Source organism: Cytophagales bacterium, from assembly GCA_033344775.1.
Taxonomy (GTDB): Bacteria; Bacteroidota; Bacteroidia; order Cytophagales; family Cyclobacteriaceae; genus JAWPMT01.
Genome location: JAWPMT010000005.1, coordinates 2,769,579 through 2,789,186 on the forward strand (window position 1 = coordinate 2,769,579; position 19,608 = coordinate 2,789,186).

General features: G+C 43.2%; 11 protein-coding genes. 4 read left to right on the forward strand and 7 right to left on the reverse strand.

The window, feature by feature from the left end; genetic code table 11:
- Positions 1-83 precede the first annotated feature (83 nt).
- Positions 84-8,918, reverse strand: coding sequence for a cadherin domain-containing protein (locus R8G66_29240; GenBank protein MDW3196496.1), 8,835 nt, complete (start codon positions 8,916-8,918; stop codon positions 84-86).
- A gap of 130 nt (positions 8,919-9,048) precedes the next feature.
- Here R8G66_29240 and R8G66_29245 point away from each other — a divergent pair, with 130 nt between their 5' ends.
- Positions 9,049-9,474 (forward strand): hypothetical protein, encoded by a 426-nt coding sequence (locus R8G66_29245; GenBank protein MDW3196497.1) that lies wholly within the window; start codon positions 9,049-9,051, stop codon positions 9,472-9,474.
- A gap of 127 nt (positions 9,475-9,601) precedes the next feature.
- Here the strand turns inward: R8G66_29245 and R8G66_29250 are convergent, their stop codons facing one another.
- A complete protein-coding gene (locus R8G66_29250) occupies positions 9,602-10,705 on the reverse strand; it encodes a collagen-like protein (GenBank protein ID MDW3196498.1) in 1,104 nt (367 codons plus the stop codon).
- A gap of 266 nt (positions 10,706-10,971) precedes the next feature.
- Positions 10,972-11,430: a DUF4920 domain-containing protein gene (locus R8G66_29255; GenBank protein ID MDW3196499.1), complete on the reverse strand. Its 459-nt coding sequence runs from the start codon at positions 11,428-11,430 to the stop codon at positions 10,972-10,974.
- Between the two features lie 179 nt (positions 11,431-11,609).
- Between R8G66_29255 and R8G66_29260 the strand changes: the two genes are divergently transcribed.
- A complete protein-coding gene (locus tag R8G66_29260; GenBank protein ID MDW3196500.1) occupies positions 11,610-12,461 on the forward strand; it encodes a hypothetical protein in 852 nt (283 codons plus the stop codon).
- Here R8G66_29260 and R8G66_29265 read toward each other — a convergent pair.
- On the reverse strand, positions 12,374-13,276 hold the full coding sequence (locus R8G66_29265; protein ID MDW3196501.1) for a DUF2279 domain-containing protein: 903 nt from the start codon (positions 13,274-13,276) through the stop codon (positions 12,374-12,376). The genes R8G66_29260 and R8G66_29265 overlap by 88 nt on opposite strands.
- A gap of 236 nt (positions 13,277-13,512) precedes the next feature.
- Positions 13,513-14,643 (reverse strand): DUF2911 domain-containing protein, encoded by a 1,131-nt coding sequence (locus R8G66_29270; protein MDW3196502.1) that lies wholly within the window; start codon positions 14,641-14,643, stop codon positions 13,513-13,515.
- A gap of 163 nt (positions 14,644-14,806) precedes the next feature.
- Here R8G66_29270 and R8G66_29275 point away from each other — a divergent pair, with 163 nt between their 5' ends.
- Both R8G66_29275 and R8G66_29280 read left to right on the forward strand, forming a co-directional pair.
- On the forward strand, positions 14,807-15,574 hold the full coding sequence (locus R8G66_29275) for a TMEM175 family protein (GenBank protein ID MDW3196503.1): 768 nt from the start codon (positions 14,807-14,809) through the stop codon (positions 15,572-15,574).
- A 289-nt stretch (positions 15,575-15,863) separates the two neighbouring features.
- The gene (locus tag R8G66_29280) at positions 15,864-17,255 is read left to right on the forward strand and encodes a condensation domain-containing protein (GenBank protein ID MDW3196504.1); all 1,392 of its coding nucleotides are present in this window, start codon (positions 15,864-15,866) and stop codon (positions 17,253-17,255) included.
- A gap of 134 nt (positions 17,256-17,389) precedes the next feature.
- Here the strand turns inward: R8G66_29280 and R8G66_29285 are convergent, their stop codons facing one another.
- Together R8G66_29285 and R8G66_29290 are read right to left on the reverse strand one after the other, a co-directional pair.
- Positions 17,390-18,415, reverse strand: a complete 1,026-nt coding sequence (locus R8G66_29285; GenBank protein ID MDW3196505.1) for a DUF4249 family protein — start codon at positions 18,413-18,415, stop codon at positions 17,390-17,392.
- Positions 18,408-19,433 (reverse strand): DUF4249 family protein, encoded by a 1,026-nt coding sequence (locus tag R8G66_29290; GenBank protein MDW3196506.1) that lies wholly within the window; start codon positions 19,431-19,433, stop codon positions 18,408-18,410. Before R8G66_29290 ends, R8G66_29285 begins: the two co-directional genes overlap by 8 nt.
- Positions 19,434-19,608 lie beyond the last annotated feature (175 nt).

Sequence of the window (19,608 nt, forward strand, 5' to 3'; positions counted from 1 at the left end):
AATTGTACCAGTACAGAAATAATATCCCTACTCGAAAGCCATGAATTTAGGTCAAAAGAAGAGAAAGGCGTATCAGGAACGGCTTACTGAACAAATATCATGACTTTCTGATTTGGCGAAAAAGCAGATCTATCCATGAATACATACATACCTGAAGGCAATCCACTGACATCAATTTCCAACACGCTTTTAGAACCTGATTTTGAGAGTGAAAAAGGAGGATGGACCTCTCTGCCAGAAAGACTTGTCATTGACCAATTTAAAATTTCATGGGTTGTGACAGAAATAGTGAGTATTTCCTCCGCCGGATTGGGAAAAACTGTGTAAGAACCGAAGTTATCTTCCGTACCAAGAAGTAGAGACGATTCTTGAATCGAAATCACAAAGTCCTCTTCTGTCCCAAGACCAGCTTCATCAGTAGCCCTTATCGTGATAGAATATTGTTCTTGCTCTTCAAAATCGAACGTACTGGCAGTTAATAGTTGATCTTCAATGATTGTAAATAGGGTAGTATGTTCACCTAAGATCTCAAATGTTATCACATCTTCTATGTCGGGATCACTAACTATGAGATTACCAATAAGTGTTCCTATGGTCGCGTTTTCCTCCACAGAAGCATTATCTAAAGTTAAATCAGTTGGAGCTTCATTTACATCTAAAACCTGGATCTCAAAAGAGAGATCCGTACTAAGCCCTTCGGCATCAGTTGATTTGATTGTGATCTGATAAGTATTTTTCGTTTCAAAATCCAAAGCAGCATTAGTAATGAATGAGCTCCCTTCAATGCTAAACGCACTGGCATCGTCGCCGTACAAGGTGTAGGTAAAGGTATCATCGGTATCATCGTCCATGGTGGAAATGGTTCCGACAATCGTCATCAAGTCACTATTTTCATTAACGGTGTTACCGCTTAGCGATATGGTCTCCGGTTTTTCGTTGAGGTCATTGACAGTAATGATGAAATCTTCACGGGTTGAAAGGCCGCCCGCGTCTGTAGAGGTAATGCTAACCTGATAGCTATTTTTTGTTTCAAAATCCAGAGAAGCGTTTGTGACCAATGAGCCCTCTTCAATGCTAAATGAACTTGTTTCGTCTCCCGACAAGGTATAGGTAAACGTGTCATCTGCATCTGCATCTGTCGTTGAAATCGCTCCGATATATGTCCGCAAGGCACCGTTCTCATCGACATTGGAATTGCTTAATGAAATAGTCTGTGGGGCTTCGTTGAGGTCATTCACGGTAATGATGAAATCTTCACTAGTTGAAAGGCCGCCCGCGTCTGTAGAGGTAATGCTAACCTGATAGCTATTTCTCATTTCAAAATCCAGGGAAGTATCCGTAATCAAAGAACCTTCTTCTATGCTAAATGCACTAGCATCGTCTCCTGACAAGGTATAGGTAAACGTCTCATTTGCATCTTCATCTGTCGTTGAAACCACTCCGATATGTGTCTGCAAGGCACTGTTCTCATAGACATTAGTATTACTTAATGAAATTGTCCGTGGGGCTTCGTTGACGTCATTCACGGTAATGATGAAATCTTCACTAGTTGAAAGGTCGCCACTATCAGTAGCTGTAATGCTAACTTGATAGCTATTTCTCATTTCAAAATCCAGGGAAGTATCCGTAATCAAAGAACCTTCTTCTATGCTAAACGCACTAGCATCGTCTCCTGACAAGGTATAGGTAAACGTCTCATTTGCATCTTCATCTGTCGTTGAAATCACTCCGATATGTGTCTGCAAGGCACTGTTCTCATAGACATTAGTATTACTTAGTGAAATTGTCTGTGGGGCTTCGTTGAGATCATTGACTGAAATGATGAAATCTTCACTAGTTGAAAGGTCGCCACCATCAGTAGCTGTAATGCTAACTTGATAGCTATTTCTCATTTCAAAATCCAGGGAAGTATCCGTAATCAAAGAACCTTCTTCTATGCTAAACGCACTAGCATCGTCTCCTGACAAGGTATAGGTAAACGTCTCATTTGCATCTTCATCTGTCGTTGAAATCACTCCGATATGTGTCTGCAAGGCACTGTTCTCATAGACATTAGTATTACTTAGTGAAATTGTCTGTGGGGCTTCGTTGAGATCATTGACAGTTATGATGAAATCCTCACTGGTTGAAAGGCCGCCACCATCAGTAGCTGAAATAGTAATTTGATAGCTATTTTTCGTTTCAAAATCCAGAGAAGCCTTAGTAACCAATGAGCCCTCATCAATGCTAAATGAACTTGCTTCGTCTCCAGATAAGGTGTAGGAAAAGGTATCATCGGTATCATCGTCCGTAGCTGAAATGGTTCCGATATGTTCCTGTAAGGGACTGTTCTCATCGACATTAGTATTGCTTAATGAAATAGTCTGTGGGGCTTCGTTGAGATCATTGACTGAAATGATGAAATCTTCGCTGGTTGAAAGGCCGCCATCATCAGTAGCTATAATGGTAATCTGATAGCTGTTTTTCGTTTCAAAATCCAGAGAAGCATTTGTGACCAACGAGCCCTCATCAATGGTAAATGAATTTGCTTCGTCTCCCGACAAGGTATAAGTAAACGTGTCATCTACATCTGCATCTGTAGTTGAAATCGCTCCGATATATGTCTGCAAGGCACTGTTCTCATCGACATTAGTATTGCTTAATGAAATAGTCTGTGGGGTTTCGTTGAGATCATTGACGGTAATGATGAAATCCTCGCTGGTTGAAAGGCCGCCATCATCAGTAGTTGTAATGGTAATCTGATAGTTATTTTTCGTTTCAAAATTCAGAGAAGCGTTTGTAACCAAAAGGCCCTCTTCAATGCTAAATGCACTTGCTTCGTCTCCCGACAAGGTATAGGTGAAGGAATCATTGGTATCCTCGTCTGCGGTGGAAAGAGTTCCCACGATGGTATTCAGGTTACTGTTTTCATCAACAGAGCTATTGCTTAAGCCGATTGTCTCCGGTGCCTCATTGAGATTATTCACGGTGATGGTTAAATCCTGAGTGACTGACAAACCATTGGCATCCAATGAGGTTATTGAGATAGAGTAACTACTCTGATTTTCAAAATCGACCGACTCATTTGTAATCAGGCTTTCTTCCTGAACTAAAAAGGCATTTGCATCTGTCCCCGCCAGACTGTAACTGAATATGTCGTTTCTATCTTTATCCTCAGTAGACAGTTCTCCTACCAATGAACCTATATTAGCATTTTCATCAATGCTATTTTGGTCGATTGAAATGCTTGTAGGCGAAGAGTTTACAATTAGCGTAACTGGGTTTCGTTGAAGCGTCAGTGATTGGGCATTTGGGTTGGTGATTGTGCAGGTATATATACCCTGATCATCTTCTGTAGCAGAGGTTATTTGGTAAGTTGCTGCTGTTGCATTCTCAATGACTTCATTGTTCAAAAACCATTGATAAATGTTATTCACTTCTTGATCTGATACTGTCATCGTGAACTCCTCACTCACATTGATCAGGCTTTCGATAGCACTATCCAGATTTTTCTGTGGGCTATAATATAGATTGGTCACTGAAATGTTTGGGAGAATGTCTTCAAAGCCCAGTTTATTATTATGGACACGCACATTGTTGATAGTGGCTAGGGCGGTGAGGTCACTTAAGCCAGTAAGGAAATTATTAGAGATATCAATGAACGACAGAGACGTCAAACCACTAAGGTCTGGTAGATCACCAGAAAATTGATTATCACGTATAAGTACTGAAGACAAATTGGTAAGGTTATTGAAACTGGCAGGGATTTCACCAGTGAGTGCATTTTCATAGAGACCAACTCTCTGAAGATTCATGAGATTGCCAAATTCTTCAGGAATATTGCCTGTTAGCTGGTTGTTCCATAGTTGAAGTTCTGTAAGGTTAGTCAGATTACCAATTTCTATCGGAATCATCCCTCCAAGTGGATTGCCTCCCAAGGATAATTCTTCAAGTAGTGACAAATTTGTTAACTCGACGGGGATTCCCCCAGTCAAATCATTATGACCTAATCTGAGTGTCTCCAGTTTTTCCAGATCCCCCAGTCCCGATGGAATTTCACCAGATAGATTACATCCCCAAAGGCTAAGCCGATTCAATGATGTCAAATTACCCCAGTTCGCAGGAATATTTCCCGTAAATTGATTATCAGCTAAAACAAGTTCTTGTAATAAGTCAAGTTGCGTGATTTCTTCTGGTATTGTACCCGATAGTCTATTGAAGCTCATATCTATTCGGGCCAGTGAAGTTAAATCACCGATTTCCGGAGGGATTGGACCCGACAATAGATTGTGCTGTAATTCCAGAAACTGAAGACTACCCATATTGGAAATATCTCCTGGGACCTCACCTTCCAATCCATTATTGTTCAAATTCAATTGAATAAGGTTTTCCAAATCCCATAGCTCATCTGGCACTTTCCCTTCCAGATTATTATGTCCGACATGCAAATACTCGAGGGCCGTGAGCTGACCTATGCTTTCACTCAAATTGCCTTTCAGGTGGTTCATGTTAAGGTTTAGTTCTGTGAGTAAAGCAAGCGAATACAACTCTGAGGGTATTTCTCCCGTGAGACCGCCGCCGCCATTCCATTGTCGGTCAAGTCTGAGATCAGTTAACTTGACCAAGTTTCCAATTTCCTTTGGAATTTCTCCGGATAGTTGATTACCACTAAAGTCTAAATCATGCAGATTTGTGAGATTACCAATTGTTGCGGGGATAGAACCAGAAACTCCTAGATTGGAGTCATAAAACTTTCCGTTATTAGCCAATCTCAGTACTCTTAATTCATTCAGTTCACCAATTTCTTCAGGCATTGCTCCAGATAAATCGTTATTGTTCAGATCTATGACAATTACTCTATTGGTTTCACTGCTTACACTAATGCCATACCACTCATTAAGGTCTGCAGACTGGAGCCAGTTAGAATTATGATTCCAATTTGGGCCATTCATTGAGATGTAGAATGCTTTCAACGCCTCGAAATCCGGATGTGTATCAATCCCATCAGGGATAACAATAAATGATTTCGTTAAAGTCAGGTCTGGTAAATTAGGATGAGTTACTTCAACGACGTAATTTCCGGCTTGCTCTTCATCCACGTAAGTAAACGAATACGTGGCTTGGGAAACGCCAACAATTTCAACACCGTCTTTGTACCAGGTGTAGACGTTGCCGCCTGGTTCACCCGTGATCACTTGAAGGTCAATTTCTCCCGCAACTCCCTCTACTTCGGAAGTACCCAAATTCGCCTGGTCAGCGTAGCCAAACAGAATCCCCTGGTTGGGTAGTAGGTCAGCAAAATCAAGTCGATTTTCCTGTACCCAAATCCCAATTGATAATGATGATAGGTCTGGTAACCCAGAAAACTCATTGTCGCTAATATTCATATAAGTGAGGGATGAAAGTCTACTGACATCCGGAAAATCACCTGATAGTTGATTTCCGAAAATTGTAATGGATGTTAAACCTTCCATATTAGTAATTGAGGAAGGGACTTCTCCGGTAAGGAAATTGTCATCTAGACGAAGAGCAGAAACTTGAATTAAATTTCCAATTTCATCCGGGATTTCTCCTTCCAATCGATTGTCACCTAGCAATAAGTTTTCTAACAAAACCAAATCACCAATGCCAGCCGGAATAGGGCCTTCCAATTGATTTTGCATGAGGTCCATTTCCGTCATATTCGACAAAGCACCTATCGTAGTTGGCAAGGAAGAAAGACGATTACCTCGAGCATTGAAGGTCGTTAGTTGAGTTAGGTTTCCAATTTCGTTGGGAATTGGTCCGCTTAAATCATTCCAATTGAGTTCCGCTATTATCAGGTTCTGTAGATTTCCGAATTCAATAGGAATAGGACCTCTTAAGTCATTGTATTCTAATTTCAGGACCTCCAGGTTTGCCAATGCACCTATCTCGGGAGGAATGATGCCAGGCATTTCACAAAAACTAATATCTAAAGATTTTAGAGAGGTCCATTTTCCGATGGTTTCAGGAATACCTTCTTCAAATAAATTGTAGGAGAGATCTGCCTCGTCCAAACTAATCAGCGCACCCAGATCATCAGGAAAACCAGTCAAATGATTGTTATTCAATTTGAGCGTTTCCAATGCCACCAAACTGCTGATCGCTTCTGGAATATTTCCTGATAAGTTATTTTCAGAAAGGTCAAGACTTTCCAATGACCCTAGCGCTTTAATTTCTTCTGGAATTTCACCTGAAAACTCATTCAAAGCCATGTTAATACTCAGCAGTTTTTTGAGGTTGCCAAGGGTATTTGGGATGGCCCCAGAAAAACGATTACTTTCCATTTGCAGATGACGCAAGTTCAGCAGATTTCCTACGGAGTTTGGAATCTCACCAGATAAACCATAACCCTGATCTTCCGAATAGTTGCGTTGTAGTTGTAAAATTTCGAGTTCCTGCAGGTTTCCGATTTCGGAAGGTATCGATCCTGAAAAGTCATTGTAAGCGAGCTTAAGTTCTTTCAGTTTTGTCAACTGACCCAGACCGTCAGATATATTTCCATTTATCGAATTGCTTCCCAAATCCAGGTATTCCAGTGAAGTGAGGTTCCACAATTCTTCTGGTAATTTACCATTGAGATTATTACCACTAAGTTTCAGTGAAGTCACTTTCCCGTCATTGGTAGCAGTGACTCCAAACCAGGTAAACGGGTCCGCGGTTAGGTTCCATGAATTATTCCAGTTAGGGCCATCGGTGCTTTCATAAAGTACCAATAAGGCCTCTAACTCCTGACTATTGATAGTTGGCCGTGTTCTCTGAACCTTGAATTCAAAATCTTTACCACCAAAACTACAACCAGACCCAACACTTGTTTTATCATGTTTCAGGGAAAAGGTAAATTCTGAGTCATCAGCAGGATTATAGGAACCAGCTTCGTCAGCTGTCCCCAGGATCAGATCCACGTTATTGAATGTGGAAAAAGTATTTTGATCGTCATTGAATGAGACCAGACCACTTTCAAGTTGAAATGCGTACGGAATGTTAAATCCCGGTTGACCCGACTCCAAAAAATAAGTCGCTCTAAAACTTCGGGTCTCTACATCCACGTAACTGACAATGATCTGAACCACATCACTACCAAAAATCAAATGGCGACATTCGGGACCGTCGAAATTGCGCTGCAAAAGGTAATAGGTACCGACCCATCCGTATTTATCTACTGTTTTAGTCAACGAATTATTTGATTCATTTTCATCCTCGGTAGTCAATTCTGCTCTGATGTCATATAAGCCAAATTCACTAAAGTCATAATCCGTAAAGAAGGTAATTTCTTTTGTCGCCAAAGGCGTTAGTTCTTCATTGACCGCATGACTAGTCACCAATTGATCATTGACGTATAGATTAAGCTCATATGAACTGATGGTCTCAATACCTGTATTCTGTATTTCCACGACGATATCATCGGTCCCAGAAGCACTGGTTGTAGGTGATAAAATTCTCGAAATGGCCAAATCGTTTGCAACTTGATTAAATACGGTAATATCATCTATGGCTACATCACCACGTGGTGACCCACTTCCAGTCACCTGGAATTCTAATTGTATCAAATCACTGAGTCCCTCAAGGTCAAAGGTTGCGCTTTCAAATAGCTCCTCTGACGAAGTTTGTTGTACGCCGCTTAGTTCAAAAATTTCATGGCTTTCTCCATCGGATTGATGTGCGATTACTTTGAGTGTTCCAATCTCTTCACCATACATGTGATAATAAAATTGAACAACCGGCTGATTTAAAGAAGAGATGTCAAAAGGTTGTGAGAAAAGAGATGCTATGTCGCCAGTGGAAGACCCTGTGGCTTCAGTATAGGCATAATATCCTGAGCCACTAGTATTATCCCGAGATGGACCGGTATCGCTCGTGACCGTGGCAGTTTTTATCAATCTCCAGTCTAGTGAGTTATCTTTCTCCTCGAACCATCCTTCAGGTAAAGCTCCGTCATGTTCAAAATCTTCATAAAACGGATAATCTTTTACGGCACTCGGCACCTCAGTTAATAAAATTAGCTCATCATTAGATTCAATTTCATCTTCGGCTAAGGATACAATTACTTTTATTTCGTAGTTACCGGCATCTAAGAAACTGTAGGCTGTCTCAAATGTGAATTCTGCCACTTGAAGAGGCTGCAATTCATCGGTAAATATTTCAGTAGAGATCAATTGCTCATTCACGTAATAGTTTAATTCAAAATCGCTAGCGGCCGTTGAAGCTAAATTCATCAATTTAATGGACGGATTAACCGGACCAAATGATAGGCTTTTTGGTGAGGAAATGGATAAAACGGCAAGGTCATTCGTTGGACTATCAGCAATTGAAAATTGATCAATGGCCGTTCCTTCCTGATTAATCACAAAGTCCGAAGCAAAGACAAACGCCAGTTGAACATACTTTTCTCCCGAAAGGATGGATAGGTTGGCGATGACTTCTCGATAATTACCCTGAGTACTTCCAGACCAGCCAGGGAGTCCCCTTAAGGCATCAATGTTCGAACCATACCAGTTTTGTATTCCAACTTCCGACGATAGAAGTATGAATTCATCGTTAGGTGCCGTTCGATAGACCAAGTGCATGCCATCCCAGATATCTTCGATATCGTTGTTAAAATAGAATCTGAGAACGGGTTGGTTGAGAGATTCAAAATTGTAGCTTGTTGTTATTAAGGTATCTAAAGCATTGTTCGGGTAATTATTATCTAAATCCGTGGCCCAGGCGCGGCTACCATCGTGAGCGCCACTTATCAAAGAAGTAGTTGGGGTACCCAATTCCCAAAGATTGCCATGGGTCATCCATCCATGATCGTCTTGTTCAAAACTTTCTGAATAGGGAAATGAGGTAATGGTACCAGTGGTATTTTGCGAATGTGCGCTTAGTAGGGAAAATACGCCCACGATTATAATAAAGGCCTCTAACGTTGTTTTCATAGTCATGGAATTTGTAAATGACGGGAGTCATCAACACAAAAATAATCAGATATACATTTTTATATCGATTCATGAAATTGCCGAAGTATCATTTTATTCCTAATTTTCTACATTACCTAACCGATTTTTTATGTCTGATCAAGTGAAACCCCCTGTTTGGTATTGGATTGTGTCTGTCGTTGCTTTGTTGTGGAATGCTGCTGGCGTGATGAATTATCTTATGCAAGCCTATAACAAAGAAGCAGTGGTGGCAGCTCAGCCACCGGAAATGCAGCCTTATTTTGAAAACATACCGGCCTGGGCAACCGCCGGATTCGCCATAGCCGTATTTGGCGGACTTTTTGGGTCTGTTCTTTTGTTGATACGGAAAGGTCCTATCCAATTGCTGTTTATTGCCTCACTATTGGGGGTTTTCCTTCAAAACACGTACTGGATGTTTTTATCAGGAATTCCCAAAAACGCCGGAACGATGGCACTTCCTTTGACTGTAATTGTTGCAGGGGTGTTGTTGATCCTCTTCAGCAAGAAAGCCAAAAGCGAGGGTTGGATTGCTTGAAAAATAAACTGTCAGTGAGCCTGTCGAAAACTCATGTGTAGTACATACATTTCGACAGGCTTAATCTGACAGAAGTCTTAAGTTTAAAGGGATGAAACCGACCCTTTCCCTTTGACTTTTATATTTCTTAATCAGCAATCACTCGTTGATTCTCAGAGAGGTCTCCGGTCGCATCAAGGTCGGCAACAATACCACCAAAATCACCACCATTCAATACGTTGCCATCCGCGTCCACAGGGTATATCAGTACCCAATCATACCATCTTTCCTGACCAGCTTTTGCACGTTGAGGAGCGAAAAAAGGATTATCTCCTGAGTTGACTTGAAGAGGGAAATACTGCTCACCATTCTCAGTGATATATCCCAACATCTGGTAAGCAGGTTCATCCATATCCGCCAATTGTCCTGCTAACGCCGCACCACGTGTGCCAAGGAAAACGGCAAATCTGTCTACGCTCATAGCAATTGAAGCGTCAGCCAAAGGCTGTCCTATACCCTGAAAATCGTTCAGGTACAACCAAAACCTTGTTCTTCCCTGATCTTGGTTAGTAATCATTTTTACATAGCCATTCGTGGTAGCTACTTCTTCAGCGGATCGATCTTCCAATTGGAAAGGGTTCCATACGGTCTTTCTTGGCAACAAATTTGTTGCATCCAGATCAGCTACAATGCCAGGTGCATCTTGATTTGGGTTTTCGTTGGGATAGATCACCACCCAGTCAAAGTATCGTTGATTACCACCTTCAGCCATGGTAGGAGCGGCATCCAAAGGCACGTATTGTTCACCCGCACCGGCAGAGATGGACCCAACCCAAACTGGTTGTTCCGTAGCATCAAAACCATTTTGCGTGGCAAAAGCGGCACCTGAAACCGTGGAGTACACATCATAGACGGTACCTGCGGCAGCATTCGTAGCTAAAGACGAAAAGGCAAGAAAGTAGTATCCGAAATCGTCTCTTACCAGAGAAGCCGTTCCAATTCCAATATCTCCAGGATTGGTGTTGGTTCTACGATCTTCGATGTTAAAAGCATTCCATACGGCTTGTGGAATACCAGCAGGCATATCTCCTTGCATAGGTCGGGTTGCATCCTGGCCATCGGCACCGTTTAGTCCATCCGCTCCTGCTTCGCCCTGTGCACCAGCGGGACCAATGTCTCCCTGTGGGCCTTCGCAAGCCGCTAGAAAAGCGATGATAAATGAAATGGCAAATAGTTTAAGCAAATTGTTCATGAGTATTTCAATTAATTTACTCAACCGTACCAATTGCACTTATCTTAGGTTGTTTTGTACTTTATTGGAAATGCTAATGTGACATTTATTCAGCTTATAAGAAATACGTTAAAGAATATTCACCAGGACTTCACAAGGTTTCGATGGAAATTCTAAGAAATAGCTAGATCAAAATCAGTCAATTGAATAAATCTAACCAACTGACATACAATGGCTTACCTCGCTATTGATATAGCATGATTTAGAAAGAAGACGAGTATTGCTGGTTACCGGATCACAACGCCATCAGCGATGAAGGAATATTCTTCTTTTGGCTCGGTGATCAGAGCAACTTCTTCCGGTGACTTGCCTGCATCTTCGGCATAGTGGCGAAGCTCGTCCACTGAATAAGTCTTTTTCTCGAGTATGCCTTCGATGACCGTTTCTTTTCCTTCTACACCTTCAGTAGGTACAAAGAATCCATAATCCTTGAAGGTCACGCGCATGGTCCCGCCTTTGCCATCTTTCACTTCCATCCAGCAGCCTTTCATGGCGCAGGTAGATTCGATGGTAGTCGTCAATTGGATTTTCTCGCCCTCAGTAAACTGGGCCAGTTTCTCTATGGCCAGGGTATTCACGATATCGATAGGTTGACCGTATTCACCAAAGTGTTGTGGTTTTTTCTCCAACAACTTGTAGCAGCTTGACAGGGAAACAACGAGGAAAAGAAAAACGAGCGATCTCATAGCCAATGAATTTGTTACCACAAAGATAAGCGTTACAACGCGAGCATAAAAACGGGAAAAATGCGTTAAGATATCTTTTGCAAAGCCATATTGGTCGCTTCCTTATAATTCCGACCTATGGGTAATATCGTTTCATCAATGAAGACCCGATTATAATCCAGGCCAGTCACGTTTTGGATATGTATACCCCTGCTTCCCAGGTGACCATGGAAGAGGGTAAAGTAAAAGTAATCCGGGAGGGATATAATACGGCAGATGCACTGGGAGACGTACCTCCACCAGACTTTGTAGCACGTGATTTACCAGATAGTACCTACTATTACTCGATTTCAGAGGCTGGTGAACTCATCTCTTCCGCTGCGACCTTGCCAGCAATAGCTGGTGCTTATGATAGCTTTCGCATGTATGTAGCGGTGGATGGAGATCAGATTACTGGCTTCTACAACAATGGTCGTTACGAAGGCAATCCAAACTTTGGGTGCTCCTTCCTATTTTATGGAAAAACCTCTGATCTGTTTAAAAAACGTCAAATCAATATTCAAACCCTGAATCCCTTTGATTTTAATGAAGCACCTCGAGCGGGTACATTAAAGCTACATAGCGAGGAGAATGAACTATTCAACGTGGTAGCTAACCTCAACGGTGATGATTGCTGGGATCAAAACCTTGGGTTATCACAAATTGGAGAATCGCCTGGCGCTTCTTTTGAATTAGATGAAGCAAAGCCCTACAAGGAAATGCGCATTGCCCTTGAAGAAATTCCTGTTTTTGATGAAACGGAAACACAAACGCAACTCAATGTTCAGAAGGACGTAGTGGTGATCGTTTTGGAAGAGTTTGAGACGGCTTATAGCGTCATCTTTTTCACAGGAAATGGACCAACAGAAGGGTACATCAATAAAGGCAAGACCAGAAAGTTAACAGAGAAAATCTTAGAACAGACTCAAAACCCTAACGCATTGAACTTCAACCCATCAACGGGATTGTATTCCAAAGCTGGTAAAGGGAATTTAACGAAACTCAGCACCTGAAACAGGAATTTGAGTGCTTTCTTATCGGTTTTAATCCGTGAGAGGTCGATATCTGGTCCAAAATAAACCTGTGCATAGCGACGAAAGGTAGGCAATGCTTCACCCGCTTCATTGAATTCGGGATTGCGATCTGCTCCGGTCATGCCTTCTGCTCCATAACCTATGGCAACGTTCAGCCATTTAGGAAATCGCGATGATTTGTTAGAAATAAAGGAGTGAATATTGGCAGAAACCCAATACGTCTGTCCATTGTAGTCTTTTAGCCAACGTTCCGATGGTCCTTCTCCCAATAAATTGGGCCGGTATTGCGCGTATCTGGAATTTCGATATGACCATTTGATCGAAATGCGGGATTCCTGCCACAACAATTCCTGTCCAATGGCAAGTCCGGTCCCTAAGGCATTGGCACCTACATCACCCCATGAAAAACCCCAGTCTTCAGACATGCCATCAAAGATTTCTACGGAGGTCAGGAAGGCAAAACCGATGCTCCCACCGATCCAAATGGCTTGTCTTTCCCGCATACCAGTCCATCGAAATACGCCAATACCAATCCTTCCGGTTTGATAAGCTGTCGCCGCATGGCCCCATTTGTCCATGTATCGCCAACCAGAATTGTCATCGAAGAAGTGGAATTTGCCCAAATCTTCGTACCACACCGTTCCCAGTCCAACCATCGAGGTGACGTAGATTGCTGAAGTGCTCCCCGCTACCAGGCGCAAGCGCTTTTTGTTGACCTGAGACGAATCTAATTGCTGCGCCAACACCCCGGTAAAAGGGACTAATAACAGGCAGAGAAAAAGGATTCGTTTCATACGGTAAAGTTCAACTGAATGGCTGGCTTTGCCTAATGAATAACTGGCTATTGCAAGACAGAAGGAAGGAAAATTGAAACTCGTATGCCCAATCGTATGCTAGTCCTGAGATAAAAGCACATTAATGCGCTCGAAATGCACCAGAAACCAAAAGAGCCTGTTCCGTGCGAAACAGGCCCCATTGATTGGTCTAGGTGCTTAGTCTTAATATCTCACTCTTGAAGCTGTCGAAAATGTTAATTGATATCCTCTCCCTTTTCCAGTTTGGCAATGTTGGCATCAATGGCAGGGCCATTGACGGTATCACCTTGTGGAACTTTGGTTCGGGCGACTTTGAGGTGCTTCAAGGCATTTTTATAATCCCCGACAGCAGAATAGCCTCGTGCTAATCCATAGTTGGTCGGCCATACGCCTTTAAATCTTTTCTGATTGTATTTGAAGACTTCCAGCGCTTTGTCCTTGCGATCCTGAGCGACCAACTGACGACCATAGCCATGAATTTGGAAAGCCGTTGCAGCAGGCTCTTTGATCGCTTCATCCATGACACCAATGGCATCATCCAAATCCCCTTTGTTGAATAAGACAGTGGCTTTCGTCTGAAGCGTATTGAAATTTCTCTGCCCTACGAAAGGCGCAGCAATGGCTGCATCTGCCCAGGCCAAAGCCTTATCATGATACCCCGCTCCGGAAGCCCAGGTAGCGGCTTGCGCCCATGAATTAGACTGAAATCCAGCGGCACTGGTCAGTTCGCTTTCGATGTTAGCGAGAATAGCATCATTGTAGTCCGGTACCTCAACTGTGAAAGGCAACTTCGTCTTTTCCCAAATGAGTGCAGCTGTCGCTTTATCGGCTTGTCGGTCGGTGAATTCGAAGGTCAGGAATTCATGAAAGCCTACTTCTTCCGGAGTAGCTTCTACCTTCACAACGTCTTGATCAGGGGTATAGAAGAAACTTCCCCAGGCATTGATCTCATCGGTCAGAATGATGGTCCAGGGACCGCTTTCTGCAGTTACAACATGGAATCCATATTTTCCCGCCTTTACGGATTTCCCTTGAAGGTTAACATCATGGGAAAATTCAATAACGGTGTTTTCATTGGCTCCTGCACGCCATGGTGATGGGTTATCGGCAGTACTTGCCCCAAACCCAAAAGCATTCATTCCATGAGGAACTACAGTGCCAAAGATGTTCTCACGTCCCGCTACATCAGGACTGTTATAAGTAATTTCTACGAATGCCAGTGGGCCAATGTATTGGCGTACGACACTTTTTTGATTTCCTCCCCCAGGAGGGAGGCTAAGTTGGGCGAGCGTAATAGTAGTGGTAAAGATAGCTGCGATGGCAACTACCATGGATTTGAGTTTCATAAGTCAAAAAATTTTGAGTTTTCGGTCTGTTATTCAAACGCCTGCTACTCATGAAACCCTGCTGATATTTATTTTAAAGGAGAAAGAATCGAGATGAATGGTCAAATATGACTGGTTTCCGAATTCGCTTTATCTTCACTGCATCATCGCAAACTATTCAAACATGAGGCAAGCTTTGAAGGATCAGCAGGTCGGATTGGACCCTAGATTTCGGTACCGGGGCATGAGCCAGACACGCATTGAAACATTTAGTGATACGGCTTTTGCACTGGCCATTACCTTGTTGGTTTTGTCCTCTTCCGTACCTGAGACTTTTCTGGAGCTAAAGGCGTCTATGAAAAATGTACTACCCTTCATGTTATGCATTTGCCTGATTACGATCATCTGGTATCAACACTATATTTTCTTCTTAAGATACGGACTGCAAAACGCTCGGACTGTCATTCTGAATGTACTGCTACTTTGCCTGATTTTGGTCTACGTCTACCCGCTGAAATACCTGATGCGGTTCCTCACAGAATTCTACATCGCCTTGTTTACCCGAGACTTTAAGCCCGTTGAAGCGGAGTTTGGGGACCTCTTGGGAAATGCAGGCGGAAACAACATGCAATACCTGATGGTGGTGTATGGTCTTGGGGTATTTATGATTTTCATGACCCTCGCTTTGATGTACCTGCACGCCTATCGTCAGCGTGAACAGCTGGATCTAAATCCCTACGAACTGTTTTCAACCCGATCCAGTCTGATCATGAACCTCCTGCAGGGCGGAGTTGCATTAATCTCTGTTCTGATTGCTGCAACCAGTATTTTTGGACCAGGTTATTCACCGATCGTAGCGGGGTTTACTTATTTTCTTTATCCCATTGTGATGCCTTTAGCTGGCCGAATATTGAAGAAGAAGGAAAAACTACTTTCCCCGGAAGAGGATTGAAAAAATTGCTGTTTGTATTGCGCATATCGTTGTTTGCACAATAAAATTCTAAAGGCATAAGGACTTCCTTAAATTCTTAGACTAAATCATTTCAAAGAGTCAGGTCATAAGGAGTATAGCTTCGATTAGAAATTATTTTTAAATCAGGATCGAACTCAAGTAGCCCAGATTTTTTGGAGACGTAGCATTTGTTCTTGCACTGCTCTCCTAGACTAAGATCAATAAGGAAATAAGCCGGCTTACACCCATCAGATCTGGCCCTGATTTTGGCCTTTTAAATGGAGATATCATGACGCAGGTACTACATCATCTCACTCCCGAGGTTCGCGGAGCACGTCTATCTGACCCTTCACCGAAACAAGACCAGGACTGGCACATCAATCAATCTTTGGGAGAGGGAAAACCTGCGGCGATCATCCCTCTTTTTATGTCATTACCACCTGAGACCACCGTCGACCAGGCGAAACAAGCTTATTCGTGGCTAGTCGCAAGACATGAAAGCCTTAGAACCTACTTCCCAAAAATCGAGGGCGAATTACGCCAGGCCATCGTCGATGTGGATACTGCATTGTTTGAACTCGAACATTGGCAAATCAATACGCAAGAAGACTTTCACAAATATGAAGAAGAGGAGTGGAGAAGGGTGATCAGCCATGTAGAAGCGCCTCCCCTGACTAGAGCGGCAATCGTCAAAAATGATCACAAATTAACGCTGGTATTTTTCATTCACCACATTGTGGCAGATGTCTGGTCCCTTAAAGTGATTAAGCTGGAATTCCTTTCATATCTAAAAGCATTGAGATCAGGGCTCGAGCCCAACTTACCTCCTCAGGTTCAGGTGGCGGATTACTTTCAAGAGAACAAAAACAGCAAATTGGCTAATCAGGCGAAGCACATACATTACTGGGAATCCGTCCTTGGAGATAAACAATGGCATTTCAGGTTTGACCGGCTGATTGAAAATTGTTTAAATGGGGCAGTCGATAATAGGTTAAAACATTGGTCCGGAGTAACGCAAGACTTGCTCTATCAGGATCCCGAGGGAGCGTTTTACAACATTTACATGCCTTCCGATCTATACAAGAAACTGGAAGCCTATTGTGAGCAACAGGAGATAAGTGTCAATTCCTTGCTTTTAGGTAGCTGGGCTTTGTTTGGGTGCCTTGTCACGAAGACCGAATCGATACTCATTCGATCGTTGTACTCCAACCGTCTGAGTAGTAAGTCCCATCAAGTTGTTGGAAATCTATTGTCGGATGCACTTCAGTTATTCAGGATGGATATGAACGAGCGGATACTGGATTTCATGATCAGAAATTACAGTAATGCGTTCATGTCCTTCCGTAAATCTGTTCAGGACCTGAGGCCTCTGGAAGCAAGTTTACAGGTAGGTACCCGCTGTTTTATGATGTTCAATTTTGTTGGCAGAAAAATGAATAATGATGCAAGCGCCATCATCGTACCTCCCAGGATTATCAAAAGCCAACAGATCTGGTCTCCTTTATTCTGTAATACCACGGAGTACAGCAATACCATTCTTTTCGAGTGTGGCTTTCATCACCGGTTCCTGAACGAACAGGTCGTGTCCGCGATGTTTCAGAAATTCTTTGGGTTGCTCGGCAAGTTGGTCGCTTCAGACGTTCAGCTAGTTAGTGATTTGAATCCGGATCTTTTGGATTGATTATCATTTACACCACTCATTTTTAAAGAGCAATACCTACCTGAGTTCGGCTCGGCAAATAATCGGACACAGGAATGAATGGAGCCAGCAACGAGGCCTTGTTCTAGGAAGGAGTAAGTCCAGATGGCGAGCAGCTACTCACCACATAACTCTGCCTGGAAAGGCAATTGATACTCCGCCGGAGCAAAAAAATCAGCACAAGGTTCACCAATCACGCTGACGGGATTCCCGAGGGGAAGATCAAACGATTCAAAACAAGTTCTGATCAGTTGCTGGGAATACGCATGAAAGTATCCATGAACCACTTCATTATCACCATTCACGTTACGAATGTTTCCAATGACCGCCGCAAAAGGTTCGACGAATACGCCTTTGTCCCGGTCCAGTTGCGTTCGTGCGGCTAACCAAAACAGATAAGCCTCTTCTGATAGAGAACTGGTTTTGATTTCAGCGATATAACGTTCCTTTCCGTCGGCACGGATAGCCCCGGTTAGAGCCAGGTAGTTACCCGATTCTACTTCCAAATTGGTACCGATGGTCACTCCTCTGGTGGCAGGGTTTTCCAGTGCCCAGCACCTGGTTGGGTACAGGATGGTTTCACTGGTATAGGACACATACTTTTCACGCCATCCGGTCATATCCGTTTTGAAATACTGAGGGTTGGGTGAATTTTCAAACTCGATGGTAATGGCATGAGCCCAGGAACGTCTAAATACGCCTAACTCATCGATTCGACTGGTGTTTACAGGCGTTGCAAAGGCCGCAGTAACCGGCATTGGTTCCGGTAAGGTAACGGGAGTAGATTGATAGTGTTCATCATTACCCAGCACAATATCCAGATAATAAGGCCTTCCGGTTGCAATGCTTAAGGCATCGGGTTCCGTGTCGTAGATCCCTGGTTGAACCTCATTGAGCTGAGTCGTATCTGTATCTGAAATAATCCTAACCCAGGCACCAGTCCCAAGCAAGTTCACTCCAAGTCCTCGTAAGGAGGAAGTTGTTTGCAAGCGAACACGAAATGTATCATCAAAATCATTGATCGAACCTTCTACAACGAGTTCAGGGGGAAATTCTGAAGGATTACCCAATGGTATTTCCTCCACACAGGAAAGCAGAAGCATACTTCCGAATAGCCATATGATGATATAATGCTTATTCATTGCAAAGTTCATCTTCGAAAGGCAGGTTGTAAACTGCAGGAGCAAAAACCTCAGCACAAGGCGCACCGAAATTGTTCAGGAGTTGTCGTAATGGAAGATCGAAGGTGTCGAAGCAAGTCCTGCTTTGGGTTTGGGAATAGGCATGGAAGTAGCCATGAACGATCTCCTCTTCATCATTGACATTTCGCATATTACCCACAATGTTCGCAAATGGCTCGACAAAAACACCCCGGTCCCGGTCCAGCTGTGTTCTCGCGGCCAACCAAAACCGATAGGCCGCTTCCGACATTGAACTGACACGGGGTTGCGCGATGTATTTTTCGCGGATAGTCGCCCGAATGGCAGCCGCTTCCACCAGATAACTGCCTTCGGCCAATCCTTCGTTGGTCCCTATGGTAATTGACCGGACTGCCAGCGGATCAAAAGCCCAGCAAATGCTGGGTGCGTCTACTGGAGCGGTGTAAGAGACACGCTTTTCGCGCCAGCTCTCCATGTCTATTTTGTAATACTGTATGACATCACTGTTTTCCAATGTTACAAATATCCGATGTGCCCATGACTGACGGAACACTCCAAATTCATCTGCTCTGCCAGTATCGACACGTTCTGCGAAAGAGGCTCCGGTTGGTATGGGTTCCGGCAAAGTCACCGGACTGGACTGATAGTGTTGGTCACTGTTCGTAACAACATAGAGTGAATAAGATTTCCCTCGTTCAACGACCAACGCTTCTGGATCTGAATCATAGATGCCAGGTGAGGTTTCGTGAAATTCCACCGTATCCGTTGCTGAAATCACGCGGACCCAGGCTCCCTGGCCAAGCGTGTTGGAACCTACTCCCCTGGTTGAGGAAGTGGTTCGTAGCTGGATACGAAAGGAGTCATCGAGATCATTGATGGAGCCTTCTACCACTAGTTCTTTCGGAAATTCTCTTGGGTTTTCCAACTCGATCAATTCCACACAAGCACTGGACAAGCACATCAATATTGAGATCGCTATATAACCATTCAACTTGCTCATGGGTCGGTTATCGAATCAGGTGGTTTAATCGGATTGATTTTGGACAGCACTGTTTTATGCTGAACTATTCTGTTAGCCAAAAACCTTATTGTGCGTGCCAAACAATTTGATGACATCATGTGACATCTTTTAACAATCTTTCAAAATTTTCGACAGATGTTGGGTCCTTCTTTGC

Bases quoted from the DNA above. Each gene is read 5' to 3' on its own strand.
- R8G66_29255 (MDW3196499.1), bottom strand. From the start codon at position 11,430: ATGAGATCGCTCGTTTTTCTTTTCCTCGTTGTTTCCCTGTCAAGCTGC.
- R8G66_29240 (MDW3196496.1), bottom strand. From the start codon at position 8,918: ATGAAAACAACGTTAGAGGCCTTTATTATAATCGTGGGCGTATTTTCC.
- R8G66_29250 (MDW3196498.1), bottom strand. From the start codon at position 10,705: ATGAACAATTTGCTTAAACTATTTGCCATTTCATTTATCATCGCTTTT.
- R8G66_29260 (MDW3196500.1), top strand. From the start codon at position 11,610: ATGTATACCCCTGCTTCCCAGGTGACCATGGAAGAGGGTAAAGTAAAA.
- R8G66_29245 (MDW3196497.1), top strand. From the start codon at position 9,049: ATGTCTGATCAAGTGAAACCCCCTGTTTGGTATTGGATTGTGTCTGTC.
- R8G66_29270 (MDW3196502.1), bottom strand. From the start codon at position 14,643: ATGAAACTCAAATCCATGGTAGTTGCCATCGCAGCTATCTTTACCACT.
- R8G66_29290 (MDW3196506.1), bottom strand. From the start codon at position 19,433: ATGAGCAAGTTGAATGGTTATATAGCGATCTCAATATTGATGTGCTTG.
- R8G66_29275 (MDW3196503.1), top strand. From the start codon at position 14,807: ATGAGGCAAGCTTTGAAGGATCAGCAGGTCGGATTGGACCCTAGATTT.
- R8G66_29280 (MDW3196504.1), top strand. From the start codon at position 15,864: ATGACGCAGGTACTACATCATCTCACTCCCGAGGTTCGCGGAGCACGT.
- R8G66_29265 (MDW3196501.1), bottom strand. From the start codon at position 13,276: ATGAAACGAATCCTTTTTCTCTGCCTGTTATTAGTCCCTTTTACCGGG.
- R8G66_29285 (MDW3196505.1), bottom strand. From the start codon at position 18,415: ATGAATAAGCATTATATCATCATATGGCTATTCGGAAGTATGCTTCTG.